Source organism: Microbispora bryophytorum, from assembly GCF_006874465.1.
GTDB lineage: Bacteria > Actinomycetota > Actinomycetes > Streptosporangiales > Streptosporangiaceae > Microbispora > Microbispora bryophytorum.
Genome location: NZ_VIRL01000020.1, coordinates 41324 through 57316, shown reverse-complemented (window position 1 = coordinate 57316; position 15993 = coordinate 41324). Strand labels below are relative to the sequence as shown.

Below are 15993 nucleotides of genomic sequence, written 5' to 3'. Positions count from 1 at the left end.
AAGGTTGCGCGGATCGTCCCAGGAATCCGATACCGAAGTCCGCTGGTTGGGGACCAGGCCGGCAACACGCGAGCGAACAACGAGCGATCAATTGAGATCAACGTCTCGACTTGAGGGAGGCGCAATGGAGAAACCGCAGGTCAGCGGTATGATCGCGAGCGCTCCTGGTGAGCGCTTCCGGTGAGTTGGTGGAAGGCGTACAGGTGGCCGCGTGCTTGATGAACCTTGCCCAGCGCGTCGGACAGCTTGTTCAAAGCGTTCACAGTCGTGTCGTCGAGTCCTGCGGACCGGCGGTCTCGCCAGTCGCGTGCCTTGGCAGTCATGCGGACACCGTTCCCCAACGGGCGTCGCATGAGCTGATAGATCATCCGTCGTTGTGGCCTACGGCTGCGCGCTGATCTGCCGTCACTCTTCGTCAGTCACGGGCGCCATGCCGAGTAATGCGACCGCTGCGTTCAGTCCAGCGTGGGTCAGCCGGCCCTCGTCGACGAAGCCGAGGGGATGCTCACGCTCGCGTGCCATCACTGCGGCAACGGCCTCACGGAGCCCGACGACGGTCTCGCAGATGGCCCCGCGAGCTGGAGAGCGCGGGCCGGAATCGGCTGGGGTCGGAGCCCGCGCATCCCTGACGACGTCGACCCGGGCGGAGCCCAGGAGGCACGCCCAGAGCGCCGCCATTCCTGAGGAAATCGTGAGAAATCCTGCCGGAACGTGATCGTTGATCTACGGCAACAGATCGTGCTGACACTGGCCTCCAAAGATCATGGAGGTGGCTGTGAGCTACAGCAGGCGCGGATTCCTGACCGCGGTGGGTGCCACTGGAGGCGCTGGAGCACTCCTGGCGACGATGGGCGCGCTCGGTCTCGCGCCCACCGCGGAGGCGGCGACCGGTGCTTCATTCGTCCCCCCGCAGCCGTCCGACTTCACACTCACCGGCAGAGGCGCCAAGAAGGTTGTCGTGCTCGGCGCCGGGATCGCCGGCCTGGCCACGGCGTACGAGCTTGGCAAGGCGGGCTACGACTGCACCGTCATCGAGGCCCTCGACCGGGTCGGCGGCCGTAACTGGACGATCAGGGGCGGCGACAGGATCACCGAGATCGACGGCTCCACCCAGATCGCTCGGTTCTCCGACGGTCTCTACCTCAACGCCGGGCCGGCCCGGCTCGCCCAGTGGATGGTCACCGTCGACTACTGCCGCGAGCTCGGCGTCGATCTGGAGGTCTTCACCAACTCCAACGCCCAGGCGTACATCTTCAACGAGGCCGCCGGAATGACCGCGCCGGTCCGCTGGCGCACGGCGAAGGCCGACGTGTACGGCTACATCTCCGAGCTGCTGTCGACCGCCACCGACGCCGGCGCGCTGAACGGCAAGCTGACCGCGGACGACAAGGAGCGCCTCCTGACCTTCCTGCGCGGGTTCGGCTCGATCGGCACCAAGGCGAGCGGTTTCGCCTACACGGGCGGCGAACGCCGGGGATACAGCACCGACCCGGGCGCGGGCGAGCAGCCGGGCACGGAACTGGGCCCAGTGCCGTCCCTGTCGGAGGTGCTCGCCAGCGGCGTCGGCCAGCGGTTCTCCTTCGAGTTCGGCTATGACCAGGCGATGCTGATGTTCCAGCCGGTCGGCGGCATGGACGCCATCCCCAAGGCGTTCGCCGAAGCCGTCGGCAAGCACAAGATCTTGCTGCGCTCGAAGGTCACGAAGATCACCGACCTGGCGGACGGGGTCGAGGTCGAATACCAGGACAGTCACGGCAGGACACGCACGATCAAGGCCGATCTCTGCGTGGCCGCGATGCCGCCGCACATCCTGGCGAGGACGCCGCACAACCTCGGGCCCGACGTGCAGGCCGCGCTGTCCACGCCGGTCGTCACGTCATCCGGCAAGATCGGCCTGGAGTACCGCCGGCGCTGGTGGGAGACCGACGAGAACATCTACGGCGGCATCACCAACACCGACCTTGACCTATCCGTCCTCTGGTATCCCTCCTACGGGTACGGCGGGCGGCGCGGGCTCGTCGTCGGCTACTACAACAACGGCGCCAACGCGGACGCCTACGCCGCGCTCACCCACCCGCAGAGGGAGAAGCGCGCGATCGAGCAGGGCATGAAGATCCACGGCGCGAAGTACCGCGACGAGCTGGTGAGCTCCGCCTCGGTCTCCTGGAAGCTCCAGCCGAACATCGAGGGCGCCTGGGTCAGCTGGCCGTCCCGCCTCGGCGGCTACCAACTGCTCAACAGACCGGCCGGCCACGTCCACTTCGCGGGTGACTGGCTCAGCTACATGATCGCCTGGCAGGCGGGTGCGCTGGAGTCCGCCCGCAAGACGGTCACCGACATCCATCAGCGGGTCCTGGCGAACTGACTCGGAAGGCGTCTCCGGCCGCCGGGCGGACGTCGTCACGCCCGGCGGCCGGAGACGACTCGAACCAGACGGAGTCCGGGCTGCCTGCAGCCCGCGGGCCGCCCCCGCGACGCCGGAGAGCGCTCTCCACCTCGTGCTATAAATGGCTGCATGAGCACCGACCTCCCGCATACGTCGGGAGCCCCCACGCTGGAGGACGTGGCCCGTCTGGCGGGAGTGTCCCGGGCGACCGTCTCCCGCGTGATCAACGGAATCCGCAACGTCGCGCCGGACATCCAGGAGGCGGTGCACCGCGCCATCGCCGCGACCGGCTACGTGCCGAACCGGGCCGCCCGCTCGCTCGTCACCCGCCGTACGGGAGCGGTCGCGCTGGTCGTGTCGGGCGCGGGCGACGCGGAGGGCGGCGAGCCGTTCGAGTCGCGCGTCTTCGCCGACCCGTTCTTCGGCCGGGTCGCCGGCGGGGTGGTGGGCTATCTGCGACCGCGCGGCATCCACCCGGTGCTGATGCTGGCGGACTCGGCGCAGACCCGCGACGACGTGGTGTCCTTCCTCCGCCAGGGCAGCGCCGACGGCGCCCTGGTGGTCTCGACGCACGGCGAGGACCCGCTGCCGAAGCTGCTGGTGGACGCCGGGCTGCCCGCCGTGCTGTGGGCGCGGCCCGCCCGCCCGATCCCGATCAGCTACGTCGACCTCGCCCACCGGGCCGGCGCGGCGCTGGCGGCCGACCGCCTGGTGGCGCGCGGCTGCCGGCGAGTGGCCACCATCAGCGGCCCCTTCGACGTGCCCGCCGCCCAGGACCGGCTGTCGGGATTCCAGGAGGCCATGGCCGGGCACGGCCACCCGTACGTGCCGGCCGTGGAGGGCGACTTCATGCCCGCGAGCGGAGAGGCCGGCATGCACCGGCTCATCAAGGAGCACCCGGACATCGACGGCGTCTTCGTCGCCAACGACCTCATGGCGCAGGGCGCGCTGCTCGCGCTGCGCGATCTCGGGCGCCGGGTGCCCGAGGACATCGCGGTGATCGGGTTCGACGACAGCGCCGCGGTCACCTGCCGCCCGCCGCTGACGACCGTGCGCCAGCCGATGGAGGACATGGCGGCCGAGATGGCCCGTCTGCTGCTCGCGCATGCCGCGGACCCGGACTTCCAGGTCACCTCGGTCATCATGCGGCCGACGCTGGTGGTCCGCGAATCGGCCTGACAGACCACCGGCGCCGTGTCTTTTCAGGCCACCCGCGGCCGCCTGCTCGCTCCGATGATCTCGGCGTAGCGCCGGCCGCTCGACTTGAGAGTCCGCGCCTGGGTCTCGTAGTCGACGTGCACCAGGCCGAACCGCTTGTCGTATCCGTAGGCCCATTCGAAGTTGTCCAGCAGCGACCAGGCGAAGTAGCCCGCCACCGGCGCGCCCTGTTCGACGGCCCGGCCGCAGGCCGCGATGTGGTCCTCCAGGTAGGCCAGACGCTCCGGGTCGTCGACGGTTCCGTCGGCGCCGACCGTGTCGGGCCAGGCGGAGCCGCTCTCGGTGACGTACAGACGGGGCGCGGCGTACTCCCGGGCCAGGCGCACCAGCAGGCGCTCAAGACCGCCCGCGTCGACCTCCCAGCCCATGGCCGTGGTGGTCGCCCCCGGCACCTCGACCTGCCGGGCGTACGGCACCGGCCCCTCGGGGTCGGCCGCCACCACCTGCCGGAAGTAGTAGTTGACGCCCAGGTAGTCGAGCGGGGCGGCGATCGTCTCCAGGTCACCCGGCCGGATCGGCAGATCGACGCCGTAGACCGCGAGCATGTCCTCGGGGTAGCCGCGACCGGTGACCGGGTCGAGCCACCACCGGTTGACGTGCCCGTCGAGGCGCCGCGCGGCGGCATGGTCCTCCTCGCTGTCGGTCGCCGGGTCGCACGGGCTGAGGTTGTTGACGATCCCGATCGACGGCGTGAGCCGCGCCACGGCCCGTATGGCCTGCGTGCCCAGGCCGTGGGCGAGGTGGAGGTGGTAGGACGTGCGGACGGCGGCCTCCAGGTCCTTCACCCCGGGCGCCATGGAGCCCTCCAGGTGCCCGTGCCAGGAGCAGCACAGCGGCTCGTTGAGCGTCGTCCAGTCGGCGACTCGGTCGCCGAGCCGTTCGGCCACGACGGCCGCGTAGTCGGCGAAGCGCTGGGCGGTGTCGCGCTCGGGCCACCCGCCGCGGTCCTGCAGCGCCTGCGGCAGGTCCCAGTGATAGAGGGTCACGAACGGCCGGATGCCGGCGTCGAGCAGGGCGTCCACGAGGCGGTCGTAAAAGGCGAGCCCCCGGGCGTTGACCGGTCCCGTGCCGTCGGGCACCACGCGCGGCCAGGCCACCGAGAAGCGGTAGGCGTCCACACCGAGGCGTTCGAGCAGGCCGACGTCCTCGCGCCACCGGTGGTAGTGGTCACAGGCCACCTCCCCCGTGTCGCCGCCGTCGATCGCCCCGGGCACTTCGCAGAAGGTGTCCCAGATCGAGGGCAGCCTGCCGTCCTCGTGGGTCGCGCCCTCGATCTGGTAGGCCGAGGTGGCGACGCCCCACACGAAATCGGTGAAAGCGGTTACATCGGGGGCATGGCCGCGCTGCGGCTCCATTCGCTGGTTCTCCTTGGTTCGATGGTGGTGGCGGTGATCGTGAGCGTTCACTTCACGGCGCCCGCGGTGAGTCCTTGCACGAGGTAGCGCTGCAGCAGCAGGAACCCGGCCACCACGGGGACGCCGACGACCAGGGAGGCCGCCATGATCTGGTTCCAGTAGACGTCGTTCTCGGTGGCGTATCCCCGAAGGCCGACGGCGAGCGTGCGGCTCGACTTGTCGGTCATGACCGAGGCGAACAGCACCTCCCCCCACGCGGTCATGAACGCGTAGATCGCAACGGCCATCTGACAGACGTCTGCCACGCGAGCACCGGCTCTCCTCGTCGGCGTACGGCTTGGAGAGCGCTCTCCGGAGAGAGAGTGTCGCGGAAGACGAGGCGTGTCAAGGGGAGATCCTCCTCCGCGCCCGCGCAGCCGGCCGCTCCGACTCAGCCCTGCCTCATTTACCTGCGGGTTCCCGGGCGCTGAGGGCCGGTATTGACAGGGCAGATCACCGAGGCCCCGGGCTTCAGGAAAGCGCTCTCCAACCCGCTGCCCACACCCTGCCGAAGAAAGGCCGCCATGCTCCCCACCGCATGCCGGGCACGTCCCCGGGTTTCCACCGGGCGGGCTCCCACACAGCCGGACGGCCTCGCGCGTCGTACGCGCCGACCAGCCACCGGAGCCCCGGCCGACTCCACCGAGGCATTTACGATACAGATCTGCACTGTATTGTAAATGCCGTGAAGGAAGCGGAACGGGAGCGGCCGCCGGGACGTCCGCGAAGCGCGGACATCGACGCGGCCATCCTCGCGGCAGCCGTGGATCTGCTGATCGAGCGCGGGATCGACGCGGTCACGATCGAGCAGGTCGCCCGCCGCGCGGGGGTGACCCGGGCGACGGTGTACCGGCGGTTCCCCGACAAGATCCGGCTGCTCGTCGCCGCGATCGGCGCGGGCCAGGACGCGTCGCCTCCGCCGCCGGAGCCGGTCGACATCGAGCAGATGCTCGCCATATGGGCCCGCCACCTGGCCCTGCCCCGGCTACGCAAGCTCACCCGCCGGCTGATGACATCGCTCCACGACTATCCCGCCCTGCGGGAGGCGTACTGGAACGCAAGCATCCGGCGGCGCGAGGAGGCGATCCGCGCCAGCCTGGAGCACGCGCGCGACCGCGGGAGGTTCCCCCCCTCCGCCGACCTCGGCGTCATCCAGACGATTCTCACCGGCGCGGTCGGCACGCACCTCACCACCCAGCCCGACACCAGCAGCGAGGACGAGATCCGCGACTTCCTGCTGGCCGTGCTCCACCAGACCGGTTACCGCAGCAGCGAGCGACCGGTGTGACCACCGGGAGGACCGAATGGGAAAGATCCCCGTCAACTTCACGGGAGTGCGCGTCACCGCGCTTCTGGAGCTCTACCTGCGCTGGCTCGACAGCCGGGACCGGCACCCGATCCTCGGCGACGAGTGGGCCCAGCAGGCGATCGCCCTGCTGGACTTCGACTTCGACCAGTTCAAGCCGCTCGGCCTCGGACGCTTCGCGGTCGGGGTGCGTTCGAGGATGATGGACGACTGGGTCAGGGCGTTTCTCGGCCGGACGCCCGGCGCGGTCGTCCTCGACATCGGCTGCGGGTTCGACAGCCGTGTCCGGCGCGTCGACCCGGGAGACGGCCACCATTGGTACGACGTGGACTTCCCGGACATCGTCGAGATCGCCGGCCGGCTGTACTCCCCACGGCCCGGTCACACCGCCGTCGGCGCGTCCGTCACCGAGCCCGGCTGGCTCGATTCGATCCCCCGGGGCAGGCCCGCGATCGTGGTCGCCGACGGCCTGCTGAACTTCCTCCCCGAACACGACGTACGGCGGATCCTCACCCAGATCGTCGAGCACTTTCCCAGTGGCGAGATCTGCTTCAACATCACCTCCCCCGTGGTGCGGAAGCAGCGCGAGAAACGGCCCGTGGCGCTTTTCACGAAATTCGGGATCGCCGAACAGTGGTTTCCCGACGACCCGCGCGACGTCGAAGGATTCCATCACCGGCTTCGTCTCGCGGAGGTCGGCAGCCCGGGTGACGCCTCCCTGCTCAGACGCTCCCCGCTGCACTACCGTCTGCTGGTGGCCCTGATCGGCCTGGTCCCCGCGTGGAGGAACGCCGGCTGGATCCTGCGTTATCGCTTCTGACGGGCGCCGGAACCCCCGTTCGGGCGCGGGGTTACGATCAAGGTGAAGGACGGATCAAGGGGGAGCGGCGATGGCGCGAGGGACCAGACGGTGAGGGCCGCCCGGCTGCACAAGGTGGGCGACATCCGGCTGTCCGAGGAGCCTCGCCCCGTTCCCGGGCCCGGCGAGAGCCTGGTGCGCGTCACCGCGGTCGGCCTGTGCGGCTCCGACCTGCACTGGTACACCGAAGGCGGCATCGGCGACGCGGTGCTGGACGATCCGCTCGTCGTGGGGCACGAGATCGCCGGAGTGATCGAGGGCGGCCCGCGCCACGGCACCCGGGTCGCGGTCGACCCCGCCATCCCCTGCGGCACGTGCGGGGTGTGCGCGACGGGATACGGCAACCTGTGCCCGGATGTCCGCTTCGCCGGGCACGGCAGGCTCGACGGCGGCCTGTGCGAGTGGCTCGCCTGGCCCGACGACCTGCTGCATCCGCTGCCCGACTCGCTCTCCGACGGCGACGGGGCCATGCTCGAACCGCTCGGTGTAGCGATCCACGCCGTGGACCTGGGGCATCTGGGGCTCGGGGCGCCCGTCGCCGTCGTCGGCTGCGGGCCGATCGGGCTGCTGGTGGTCCGGCTCGCCCGGCTCGCCGGCGCCTCGACGGTGGTCGCCGTCGATCCCCTGCCGCACCGCCGCGCCGCCGCCCTGCGGTACGGCGCCGACCACGCCCTGTCCCCGGAGGAGGCGGGACCCGCCGCGTGGACCAGGATCGACGGGCTCGATGGCCTCGGCGTACGGGTGGCCTTCGAGGTGGCGGGTGACGACGACGCGGTCCGCGTCGCCATGACCGCGGCCCGGCCCGGCGGCCGGGTCGTCCTGGCCGGCATCCCCGACGAGGACCGCACGTCGTTTCCCGCGTCGCTGGCCCGGCGCAAGGGCCTCACGCTCGCGTTGGTCCGGCGGATGAACCTCACCTATCCCCGGGCGATCCGCCTCGTCGAAACCGGGTCGGTGGACGTGTCGTCGCTGGTCACCGACCGTTTCCCGCTCGCGGCCACGGCGGACGCATTCGCCGCCGCCGTCTCCCGGCGCGGGCTCAAGGTCGTGGTGGAACCCCACAGCTGAGGCGCCGACCCGGCCCCGGCCGGTGCGATCTCATCGAGCGAGGAACTGGTCGTACCCGAGCTTGGCGACCAGGGCGGCCACCACGCACAGCAGGACGACGCGGACGAACCCCGCACCCCGGTTGAGCGCCATTCGCGCGCCGATCTGCGCCCCGGCGATGTTGCAGGCGGCCATGGCCAGGCCGAGCGCCCACACCACGTGGCCCTGCGCGGCGAAGACGACGAGCGCTCCGAGGTTGGTGCCGGTGTTGACGACCTTCGCGGTGGCGGAGGCCTGAACGAAGTCCATCCCGAGGATCGAGGTGAACGCGATGAGCAGGAACGTGCCGGTGCCCGGCCCCACGATGCCGTCGTAGTAGGCGATGCCGACGCCCGCCACCGCGACCCCCGTCACCACCCGGGCGGGCGTACGCAGCTGCGGGTGGGGCAGGCGGCCGAAACCCGGCCGCAGGGTCACGAACGCCCCCACGCCCAGCAGCACGACCATCACCAGCGGCTTCAGCACGTCCGCGTCGAGCAGCGCCGCCGACGCGGCGCCGAGGCCGGCGAAGGCGACCGCGAGCGCCGCGGCCGGCACGGCCACCGCCCGGTCGAGCTTCGTCTTGCTCGCGTAGGTGATGGCGGCCGAGCCCGTCCCGAAGATCGCGGCGGACTTGTTCGTCGCCAGCGCCTGGACCGGCGTGAGCCCGGCCAGGAGCAGCACCGGAAGCTGAAGCAGCCCTCCCCCGCCGACGACGGCGTCCACCCATCCGGCGGCCATGGCGGCGAGGAGCAGGAGCACCACCTGTCCGACACCCATGCGACTTCGTCCCCCTATACACCCGTTTGTCCGTGACCCGACGAGCGAGCCTAGCGGGCGGTGGGCAGCCCGGTATTGGCCAGGCTCACCTCTGCGGGCAACGCCGTGCTCTCGGCGGCGGTCAGGCTTCGGCCGCACACGCCGGGGAGCGCCGCGGCGGGCCGCGACGAGACACTGTGACAGGACGACACCGTAACCAGGACGACACTGTGACCAGGACGACGACACTGTGACGAGACAGACCGACGACCGGACAGCCCGACGATGAGGAGCAGATGTGACGTCGTGGAGCGACCACGCGATCTGGTGGCATGTCTACCCGCTGGGTTTCACCGGCGCCCCGCCGACGGCGACACCCGGGGAAGCGCCGGTCCCGCACCGGCTGCGGCGTCTGGAGAGCTGGCTCGACTACGCCGTGGACCTCGGCTGTTCGGGTCTCCAGCTCGGCCCGATCTTCGCGTCCGAGACGCACGGGTACGACACGGTGGATCACTTCCGGGTCGATCCCCGGCTCGGGGACGACGACGACTTCGACCACCTGGTGGCGCAGGCGCGGCGGCGCGGGCTGCGGGTGCTGCTCGACGGGGTGTTCAACCACGTGGGCAGGGGGTTCCCGATGTTCACGCGGGCACTCGCGGAAGGGCCGGGCTCCCCCGCCGCCCGCTGGTTCCGGCCCGGTGACGGCGCTGGCGGCTTCGCCGTGTTCGAGGGCCATGACCACCTGGTCGCGCTGAACCACGCGGAGCCCGCCGTCCTCGACCACGTCGTACGGGTGATGGGCCACTGGCTCGGCCGTGGCGCGTCCGGCTGGCGGCTCGACGCGGCGTACGCGGTGCCGCGCGCGTTCTGGCGGGAGGCCGTCACCCGGGTGCGGCGGGAGCATCCGGACGCCTGGTTCGCCGGCGAGGTGATCCACGGCGACTACGCGGCGTACGTGACCGAGGGCGGGCTCGACTCGGTGACGCAGTACGAGCTGTGGAAGGCCATCTGGAGCTCGCTCAACGACGGCAACTTCTTCGAACTCGCCTGGGCGCTCGACCGGCACAACGGGCTGCTGGAGGTGTTCGCGCCCATGACGTTCGTCGGCAACCACGACGTGACGCGCCTGGCCAGCAGGCTCGCCGATCCGCGGCACCTGGGGCACGCGCTGGCCGTCCTGATGACCGTGGGCGGGGTGCCGAGCCTCTACTACGGCGACGAGCAGGCTTTCCTCGGGGTCAAGGAGGAACGGGCCGGGGGCGACGACGCGATCCGGCCCGCCTTCCCCGACGGCCCGGACGACCTGGCGTCGCACGGCATGCCCGTCTACCGGCTCCACCAGCGGCTGGCCGGGCTGCGCCGCCGGCACCCCTGGCTGGTCCGGGCTCGTACGGAGGCCGAGCACGTCGCCAACAGGGCCCTCGCGCTGCGCAGCCGGGCGGGGACGGGAGAGGTCGTCACGCTCCTCAACATCGGCGACGACGCCTACCGCTTCCCCGTGGACGTCTCCAAGCTGACCGTCGCAGAAAGCTGTGCCGGGGCGGGCGGCCCGGACGAGGATCCAGCTCTCGTGCCCGCCCACGGGTGGCGGGTGCTCGTCCCCGGACCGTGACCCGACGGCACGGCAAGCACCGCGAGCGCGGGACCGTCGGACCGTGCTGAACCGTAGGTGGACCTGCCTGATCGTCGGCGGGGCGCTGCTCGCCCGTCTGGCCCCCGCGTTCCTCGAGCCGTCCGCGGCCGACCAGCTCGCCCTGGCGCGGCAGGTGGCCGGCAGGCGAACCACGGACCGGTGACAGGCGGCGGGCTGCGCGGCACCGACAAATCTTCCGCGGCTTTTTGGTTGATCGGCACGCCTGCCTGAGATGTGGGTGCTTTGGGAGCGTGAGAACCGGAAGAATCCGGCGCGACTCGCCCACCGCCGTACAAACGGGTCGGTGCGGCCGTCACAGAAAAGGGGTCGTCGATGGGAGACGGGATCAGGGCGCGGGTGTCGGTCACCGGGCTGGGCGCGATAACACCGCTGGGCGCGGACGTGGCCACCACCTGGGCGGGCCTGCTGGAAGGACGGTCCGGCATCGGCCTGATCGAGGAGGACTGGGCCGAGGACCTGCCCGTGCGGATCGCCGGCCGGCTGCCGGTGGACCCCGCCGAGGTGCTGGGCCGGGTGACGGCGCGGCGGCTCGACCGCTGCCAGCAGGCGGCGCTGATCGCCGCGCGGGAGGCGTGGGCGGACGCGGGGGCGCCCGGCGTCGAACCCGAGCGCCTCGCCGTGGTGATCGGCACGGGAGTCGGCGGCGTCCTGACCACGCTGACGCAGAACGAGATCCTCGAACGGTCCGGCCCGCGCAGGATCTCGCCCTACACGGTGCCCATGCTGATGCCCAACGGGCCGGCGGCGGTGGTCAGCATCGAGCTCGGCGCGCGCGCGGGCGCGCACACGCCGGTGAGCGCGTGCGCCACCGGCGCGGAGGCGATCGGGATGGGTCTGGACCTCATCCGCCTGGGCCGCGCGGACGTGGTGATCGCCGGCGGGGCGGAGGCGTGCGTCCATCCGCTGACCCTGGCCGGGTTCGCGCAGGCCAAGGCCGTCTCCACGCGCAACGACGCCCCGCAGGAGGCGTCGCGGCCGTTCGACGTGGGTCGCGACGGCTTCGTGCTGGGCGAGGGGGCCGCGCTGGTGGTGCTGGAGCGCGAGGAGTTCGCCGCCGCCCGCGGCGCACGGGTGCACGCCGCCCTCGCCGGCTCCGGGGTCACCTCCGACGCCCACCACATCACCGCCGCCGACGCGGCCGGACAGGCGCGGGCGATTCGGCTCGCCCTGGCCGACGCCGGTCTGGACGCGCTCGACGTGGGGCTCGTGAACGCCCACGCCACCTCGACCCCCACGGGCGACCTGACCGAGAACGCCTCGATCGCCGAGGCGATCGGGACGCATCCCGCGGTCACCGCGATCAAGTCGATGACCGGTCACCTGTGTGGCGCCGCCGGGTCGCTGGGCGCGATCGCCACCGTCCTCGCCCTGCGCGACGGGGTGATCCCCGCGATCCGCAACCTCGGCGAAATGGACCCGGAGGTGAAGCTCGACCTGGTGGCCGGAGCGCCGCGCAGCGGCCGCTGGAGCGCCGGGCTGGTCAACTCCTTCGGCTTCGGCGGCCACAACGCCTCGCTGGTCTTCGCCGGTGCCTGACGTGTGCGTCAGATCGGGCCGCGGCCGTCGAAGAGGTCGTCCGGCCAGGGGCTCTCGCTGCCGTCGCCGCCGCCGGACGGGCCGGGGGTGGGCTGCTGCGGCTCGGGCGAGGCGGGCTCGGGCGGCGGGGTGGGCACGAACTGCGTGTTCGGCAGCGGCCGGGGCGGCTCCGGCTCGTCCTCGCCGCGGAACAGCAGCATCCAGACGACCAGCAGCAGCGCGAGCACGAGCGTGGCCAGCAGCGTCGAGGCGAGCACGACCGAGCGACGGGTGGCCACCGGCGGCGGGGGCGGCGCGGGCGGGGCCGGCAGCGCCGGGGTGCGGTCTCCCAGCCAGTAGTGCGCGAAGTCGGGCCCGTGCCGCTGCCCGATCAGCGTGCCGGACACGGTGACCGGGTCGAGGAACCGCTCGGCCCCTGGTCCGTTCGGCAGGTACGGCACGGCCACCCAGGGCGCGGGGCCGCCCTGCATCGCCAGGACGGGAGGCGTGTCGGGAGGCACCCGGCCGCGCACCCGGTCGACCAGGGAGGCGCCCCACCCGCGTACACCCGTACGGCTCTGGGCCTCCTTGATCGCGGTGACGAACCGGTCCCTCGCGGCGGCGTCGAGTGCGGCGCCGCTGGACAGGACGGCCACCGACACCACCCGGCCGTCGGGCGCCTGGCCCAGGTAGACCAGCCCGGCCGGGGCCGTCTGCAGACGCGCCTGCAGCGCGAACGGCCCCACGTGGGGCGGGTCGCCGTACTGCAGGGGAGTGACCATCCCCCACATCAAAACACACCCCCTCCGGCGGAACACGCGGGCGCGTCAAGGGGTGTGGCACGCGCCGGGACGGGCAAATGGGAGAGAAATGGATTCTCCAGCCGAGTCACGATTGAATAACGAGCATGACCGTTGCCGATGAACGCAGTGACCCGGAGCCCGGCAAGGGCGTGACGGAGCAGGAGGAGAGCGAGGTCCGGCTGGACGCCCTGCGGGAGGCGCTGGCCGAGGTCCGGCGTGTGATCGTCGGACAGGAGCACATGGTCGAGCGGCTGCTGGTGGCGCTGCTCGCCCGGGGACACTGCCTGCTCGAGGGCGTCCCGGGGGTCGCCAAGACGCTGGCCGCCTCCACGCTGGCCACCGTCGTGGGCGGCACGTTCGCCCGCATCCAGTTCACCCCCGACCTGGTGCCCAGCGACATCGTCGGCACCCGGGTCTACCACCCGAGCTCGGAGCGGTTCGACGTCGAGCTCGGGCCGGTGTTCGTCAACTTCCTGCTCACCGACGAGATCAACCGCGCTCCGGCGAAGGTGCAGTCGGCCCTGCTGGAGGTGATGGCCGAGCGGCAGGTGACGCTCGCGGGGCGCACGCATCCGCTGCCCCGGCCGTTCGTCGTGCTGGCCACGCAGAACCCGATCGAGTCGGAAGGCGTCTACCCGCTGCCCGAGGTGCAGCGCGACCGGTTCCTGTTCAAGGTGCGCGTGTCCCATCCGAGCGCGCACGAGGAGCTGGAGATCCTGCAGCGGATGAGCGTGCGCCCGCCCGTGCCCAGGCCGGTGCTCGACCCGGCCACACTGGTACGGCTGCAGGACATGGCCGAGGAGGTCTCGGTCCACCAGCTCGTGGCCGACTACGTCGTACGGCTGGTCATGGCCACCCGCACCCCGGCGGACTACGGCCTGGCCGACCTGCAGGACACGATCGAGATCGGGGTGAGCCCCCGGGCGACGCTGGGCCTGATCGCCGCCGGACGGGCCCTGGCCCTGCTGCGCGGACGCGACTACCTGCTGCCCGACGACGTCCGCGACGTGGCGGTCGACGTCATGTCACACCGGCTGATGCTCACCTTCGACGCCCTGGCCGACGAGGTGGACCCCGACGACGTCGTACGCCGGGTCCTGCAGGCGGTGCCGCCGCCGCTCGTCGTGTGGAACCAGGGCATGCGATGAGCGGGGCCAACCCCGACCAGGCGCTGCGGCGGCTGGAGCTGACGGTGGTGCGGCGCCTGGACGGGCTGCTGCAGGGCCGCCACCAGGGGCTGATCCCCGGGCCCGGCAGCGAGCACGGCGACACCCGGGTGTACGTGCCCGGCGAGGACGACGTGCGCCGCATGGACTGGGCGGTGACGGCGCGCACGACGGTCCCGCACGTGCGCGACCTGATCGCCGACCGGGAGCTGGAGACCTGGGCGGTGGCCGACCTGTCGGCCAGCATGGAGTTCGGCACGGCCGACATGTCCAAGCGCGACCTGGCCATCAGCGCCGTCGGAGCGATCGGGATCCTGGCCGGCCGGGTGGGCGACCGGTTCGGCGCCTACATCCTGCACGGCGACGACGTGCACCGCTTTCCGGCCAAGCCCGGCCGGCCCCGGCTGTACGCTCTGCTGCACTCGCTGCTCAGCGCGCCGCCGGCGCAGGGCGCGGTGGACCTCGGGGAGGCTCTGGAGATGATGGCGACGGCGCACCGCAAACGCGGGCTGCGGGTGGTCGTCTCCGACTTCCTCGACTCGCCCGACTCCTGGGAGCCGCCGCTGCGCCGCCTGGCCGCGCGGCATCAGGTGCTCGCCGTGGAGATCATCGATCCGCGCGAGCTGGAGCTGCCCGATGTCGGGTTCGTCACCCTCTCCGACCCCGAGACCGGGCGCTCGCGCGGCGTCCACCTGTCGCACGCGCTCAGGGAGCGGTACGCCGAGGCGGCGGCCGAGCAGCGCCTGGCGACCCGGGCGGCGCTGCGCCGGGCCGGGGCGGCCCACCTGGTGCTGCGCACCGACCGCGACTGGGTGTTCGACATCGCCGAGTTCGTGCTGCGCCAGCGGCGGGCCTCCCACCTGCTGCGCCGGGCCGCGAACAGGAAGGCGGGCGCATGACCTTCCTCGCCCCCGGCTGGCTCTGGCTGTTCGTCCTGGTCACCGCGCTTATCGCGGCGTACGTCGCGGTGCAGTTCGCGCGCCGCCGCTACACCGTGCGCTTCACGAACCTCGCGCTGCTGTCGCTGGTGGCGCCCGAGCGGCCCACCTGGCGGCGGCACGTGCCGGCGGTGCTGTTCCTCGTCATGATGAGCCTGCTGGTCCTCGGCGCCGCCCGGCCCGCGGGCGAGGTGCGGGTGCCCCGCGACCGCGCCACCATCATGGTCGCCGTGGACGTGTCGCTGTCGATGGAGTCGGCCGACGTCCCGCCCACCCGGCTCGTCGCGGCCAAGCAGGCCGCCCAGCAGTTCGTGAAAGACCTGCCCGAGCGGTTCAACGTCGGAGTGGTGGCCTTCGCCAGATCGGCCTCCGTCGTGGTCTCCCCCACCACCGACCACGCCGCCGTGAACACCGCGATCTCCAGCCTCACCACCCGGCCCGGCACGGCGATCGGTGAGGCCGTGTTCAACTCACTCGACTCGATCAGGTCGTTCGACCAGCGGGCCGTCAGCGATCCGCCCCCCTCCGCCATCGTGCTGCTGTCGGACGGCGACAACACCTCCGGGCGGTCGGTCAACGAGGCCATCGAGGCGTCGGTCGGCGCCAAGGTGCCGGTCTCCACGATCGCGTACGGCACGCCCGACGGAACAGTGACGATCGACAGCCGGGCGGTGCAGGTGCCGGTCAACAAGACCACGCTGAAGTCGCTGTCGGACGGCACCGGAGGCCGGGCGTACACCGCGGAGTCGGGCAGCGAACTGCGCGACGTGTACACGCAGATCGGCACCTCGCTCGGCTACAAGGTCGTGCACCAGGAGATCACCCAGCGGTTCCTCGTCGCGGCGATCGTCGCGGGCCTGCTGGCCGCCGCGGCGGCGATGCTGCTGGGCGCCCGCATCCCCTGAGCCC

At 71.9% G+C, this 15993-nt stretch carries 15 protein-coding genes; 11 read left to right on the top strand and 4 right to left on the bottom strand.

The genetic code is table 11. The annotated features are described in order from the left end of the window. The first annotated feature begins 775 nt into the window (after nt 1-775). Nucleotides 776-2365 carry a flavin monoamine oxidase family protein gene (locus FLX07_RS28925; RefSeq protein ID WP_229689567.1) on the top strand — a complete coding sequence of 530 codons (1590 nt, stop codon included), beginning with the start codon at nt 776-778 and terminating at the stop codon, nt 2363-2365. 150 nt (nt 2366-2515) lie between these two features. Beyond that, a complete protein-coding gene (locus FLX07_RS28920; RefSeq protein ID WP_142574849.1) occupies nt 2516-3565 on the top strand; it encodes a LacI family DNA-binding transcriptional regulator in 1050 nt (349 codons plus the stop codon). Between the two features lie 23 nt (nt 3566-3588). Here FLX07_RS28920 and FLX07_RS28915 read toward each other — a convergent pair whose 3' ends face one another. Both FLX07_RS28915 and FLX07_RS28910 read right to left on the bottom strand, forming a co-directional pair. Then, complete coding sequence (locus FLX07_RS28915) at nt 3589-4959, bottom strand: GH1 family beta-glucosidase (protein WP_142574848.1); 1371 nt, start codon at nt 4957-4959, stop codon at nt 3589-3591. 47 nt (nt 4960-5006) lie between these two features. Continuing rightward, nucleotides 5007-5264 carry a carbohydrate ABC transporter permease gene (locus tag FLX07_RS28910; RefSeq protein ID WP_208762440.1) on the bottom strand — a complete coding sequence of 86 codons (258 nt, stop codon included), beginning with the start codon at nt 5262-5264 and terminating at the stop codon, nt 5007-5009. Nucleotides 5265-5683: 419 nt separating this feature from the next. On the opposite strand from FLX07_RS28910, the gene FLX07_RS28905 reads away from it, so the two are divergent. From FLX07_RS28905 to FLX07_RS28895, 3 genes are all read left to right on the top strand, one after another. Next, entirely contained in the window at nt 5684-6286 is a 603-nt protein-coding gene (locus FLX07_RS28905; protein WP_167748428.1) for a TetR/AcrR family transcriptional regulator, read from the top strand. A gap of 16 nt (nt 6287-6302) precedes the next feature. Continuing rightward, nucleotides 6303-7124: a class I SAM-dependent methyltransferase gene (locus tag FLX07_RS28900; RefSeq protein WP_142574846.1), complete on the top strand. Its 822-nt coding sequence runs from the start codon at nt 6303-6305 to the stop codon at nt 7122-7124. Nucleotides 7125-7214: 90 nt separating this feature from the next. Beyond that, a complete protein-coding gene (locus FLX07_RS28895; RefSeq protein WP_142574845.1) occupies nt 7215-8231 on the top strand; it encodes a zinc-binding dehydrogenase in 1017 nt (338 codons plus the stop codon). A 30-nt stretch (nt 8232-8261) separates the two neighbouring features. On the opposite strand, the gene FLX07_RS28890 is transcribed toward FLX07_RS28895, so the two are convergent. Continuing rightward, on the bottom strand, nt 8262-9029 hold the full coding sequence (locus tag FLX07_RS28890; protein ID WP_142574844.1) for a sulfite exporter TauE/SafE family protein: 768 nt from the start codon (nt 9027-9029) through the stop codon (nt 8262-8264). A 277-nt stretch (nt 9030-9306) separates the two neighbouring features. On the opposite strand from FLX07_RS28890, the gene FLX07_RS28885 reads away from it, so the two are divergent. The 3 genes from FLX07_RS28885 to FLX07_RS28880 all read left to right on the top strand — a co-directional run bounded on the left by FLX07_RS28885 (nt 9307) and on the right by FLX07_RS28880 (nt 12198). Beyond that, the gene (locus FLX07_RS28885) at nt 9307-10620 is read left to right on the top strand and encodes an alpha-amylase family protein (protein WP_142574843.1); all 1314 of its coding nucleotides are present in this window, start codon (nt 9307-9309) and stop codon (nt 10618-10620) included. 43 nt (nt 10621-10663) lie between these two features. Then, nucleotides 10664-10804: a hypothetical protein gene (locus FLX07_RS36705; protein ID WP_167748427.1), complete on the top strand. Its 141-nt coding sequence runs from the start codon at nt 10664-10666 to the stop codon at nt 10802-10804. Between the two features lie 170 nt (nt 10805-10974). Then, a complete protein-coding gene (locus tag FLX07_RS28880; protein WP_142574842.1) occupies nt 10975-12198 on the top strand; it encodes a beta-ketoacyl-[acyl-carrier-protein] synthase family protein in 1224 nt (407 codons plus the stop codon). An 8-nt stretch (nt 12199-12206) separates the two neighbouring features. On the opposite strand, the gene FLX07_RS28875 is transcribed toward FLX07_RS28880, so the two are convergent. Then, nucleotides 12207-12959 (bottom strand): hypothetical protein, encoded by a 753-nt coding sequence (locus FLX07_RS28875; RefSeq protein ID WP_223854121.1) that lies wholly within the window; start codon nt 12957-12959, stop codon nt 12207-12209. A gap of 125 nt (nt 12960-13084) precedes the next feature. Between FLX07_RS28875 and FLX07_RS28870 the strand changes: the two genes are divergently transcribed. From FLX07_RS28870 to FLX07_RS28860, 3 genes are read left to right on the top strand one after another with little or no spacing between them, the layout of a single operon-like run. Continuing rightward, nucleotides 13085-14128 carry an AAA family ATPase gene (locus FLX07_RS28870; protein WP_142574840.1) on the top strand — a complete coding sequence of 348 codons (1044 nt, stop codon included), beginning with the start codon at nt 13085-13087 and terminating at the stop codon, nt 14126-14128. Further along, on the top strand, nt 14125-15045 hold the full coding sequence (locus FLX07_RS28865) for a DUF58 domain-containing protein (protein ID WP_142574839.1): 921 nt from the start codon (nt 14125-14127) through the stop codon (nt 15043-15045). Before FLX07_RS28870 ends, FLX07_RS28865 begins: the two co-directional genes overlap by 4 nt. Further along, nucleotides 15042-15989 (top strand): VWA domain-containing protein, encoded by a 948-nt coding sequence (locus FLX07_RS28860; RefSeq protein ID WP_142574838.1) that lies wholly within the window; start codon nt 15042-15044, stop codon nt 15987-15989. Before FLX07_RS28865 ends, FLX07_RS28860 begins: the two co-directional genes overlap by 4 nt. The last annotated feature ends 4 nt before the right edge of the window (nt 15990-15993 follow it).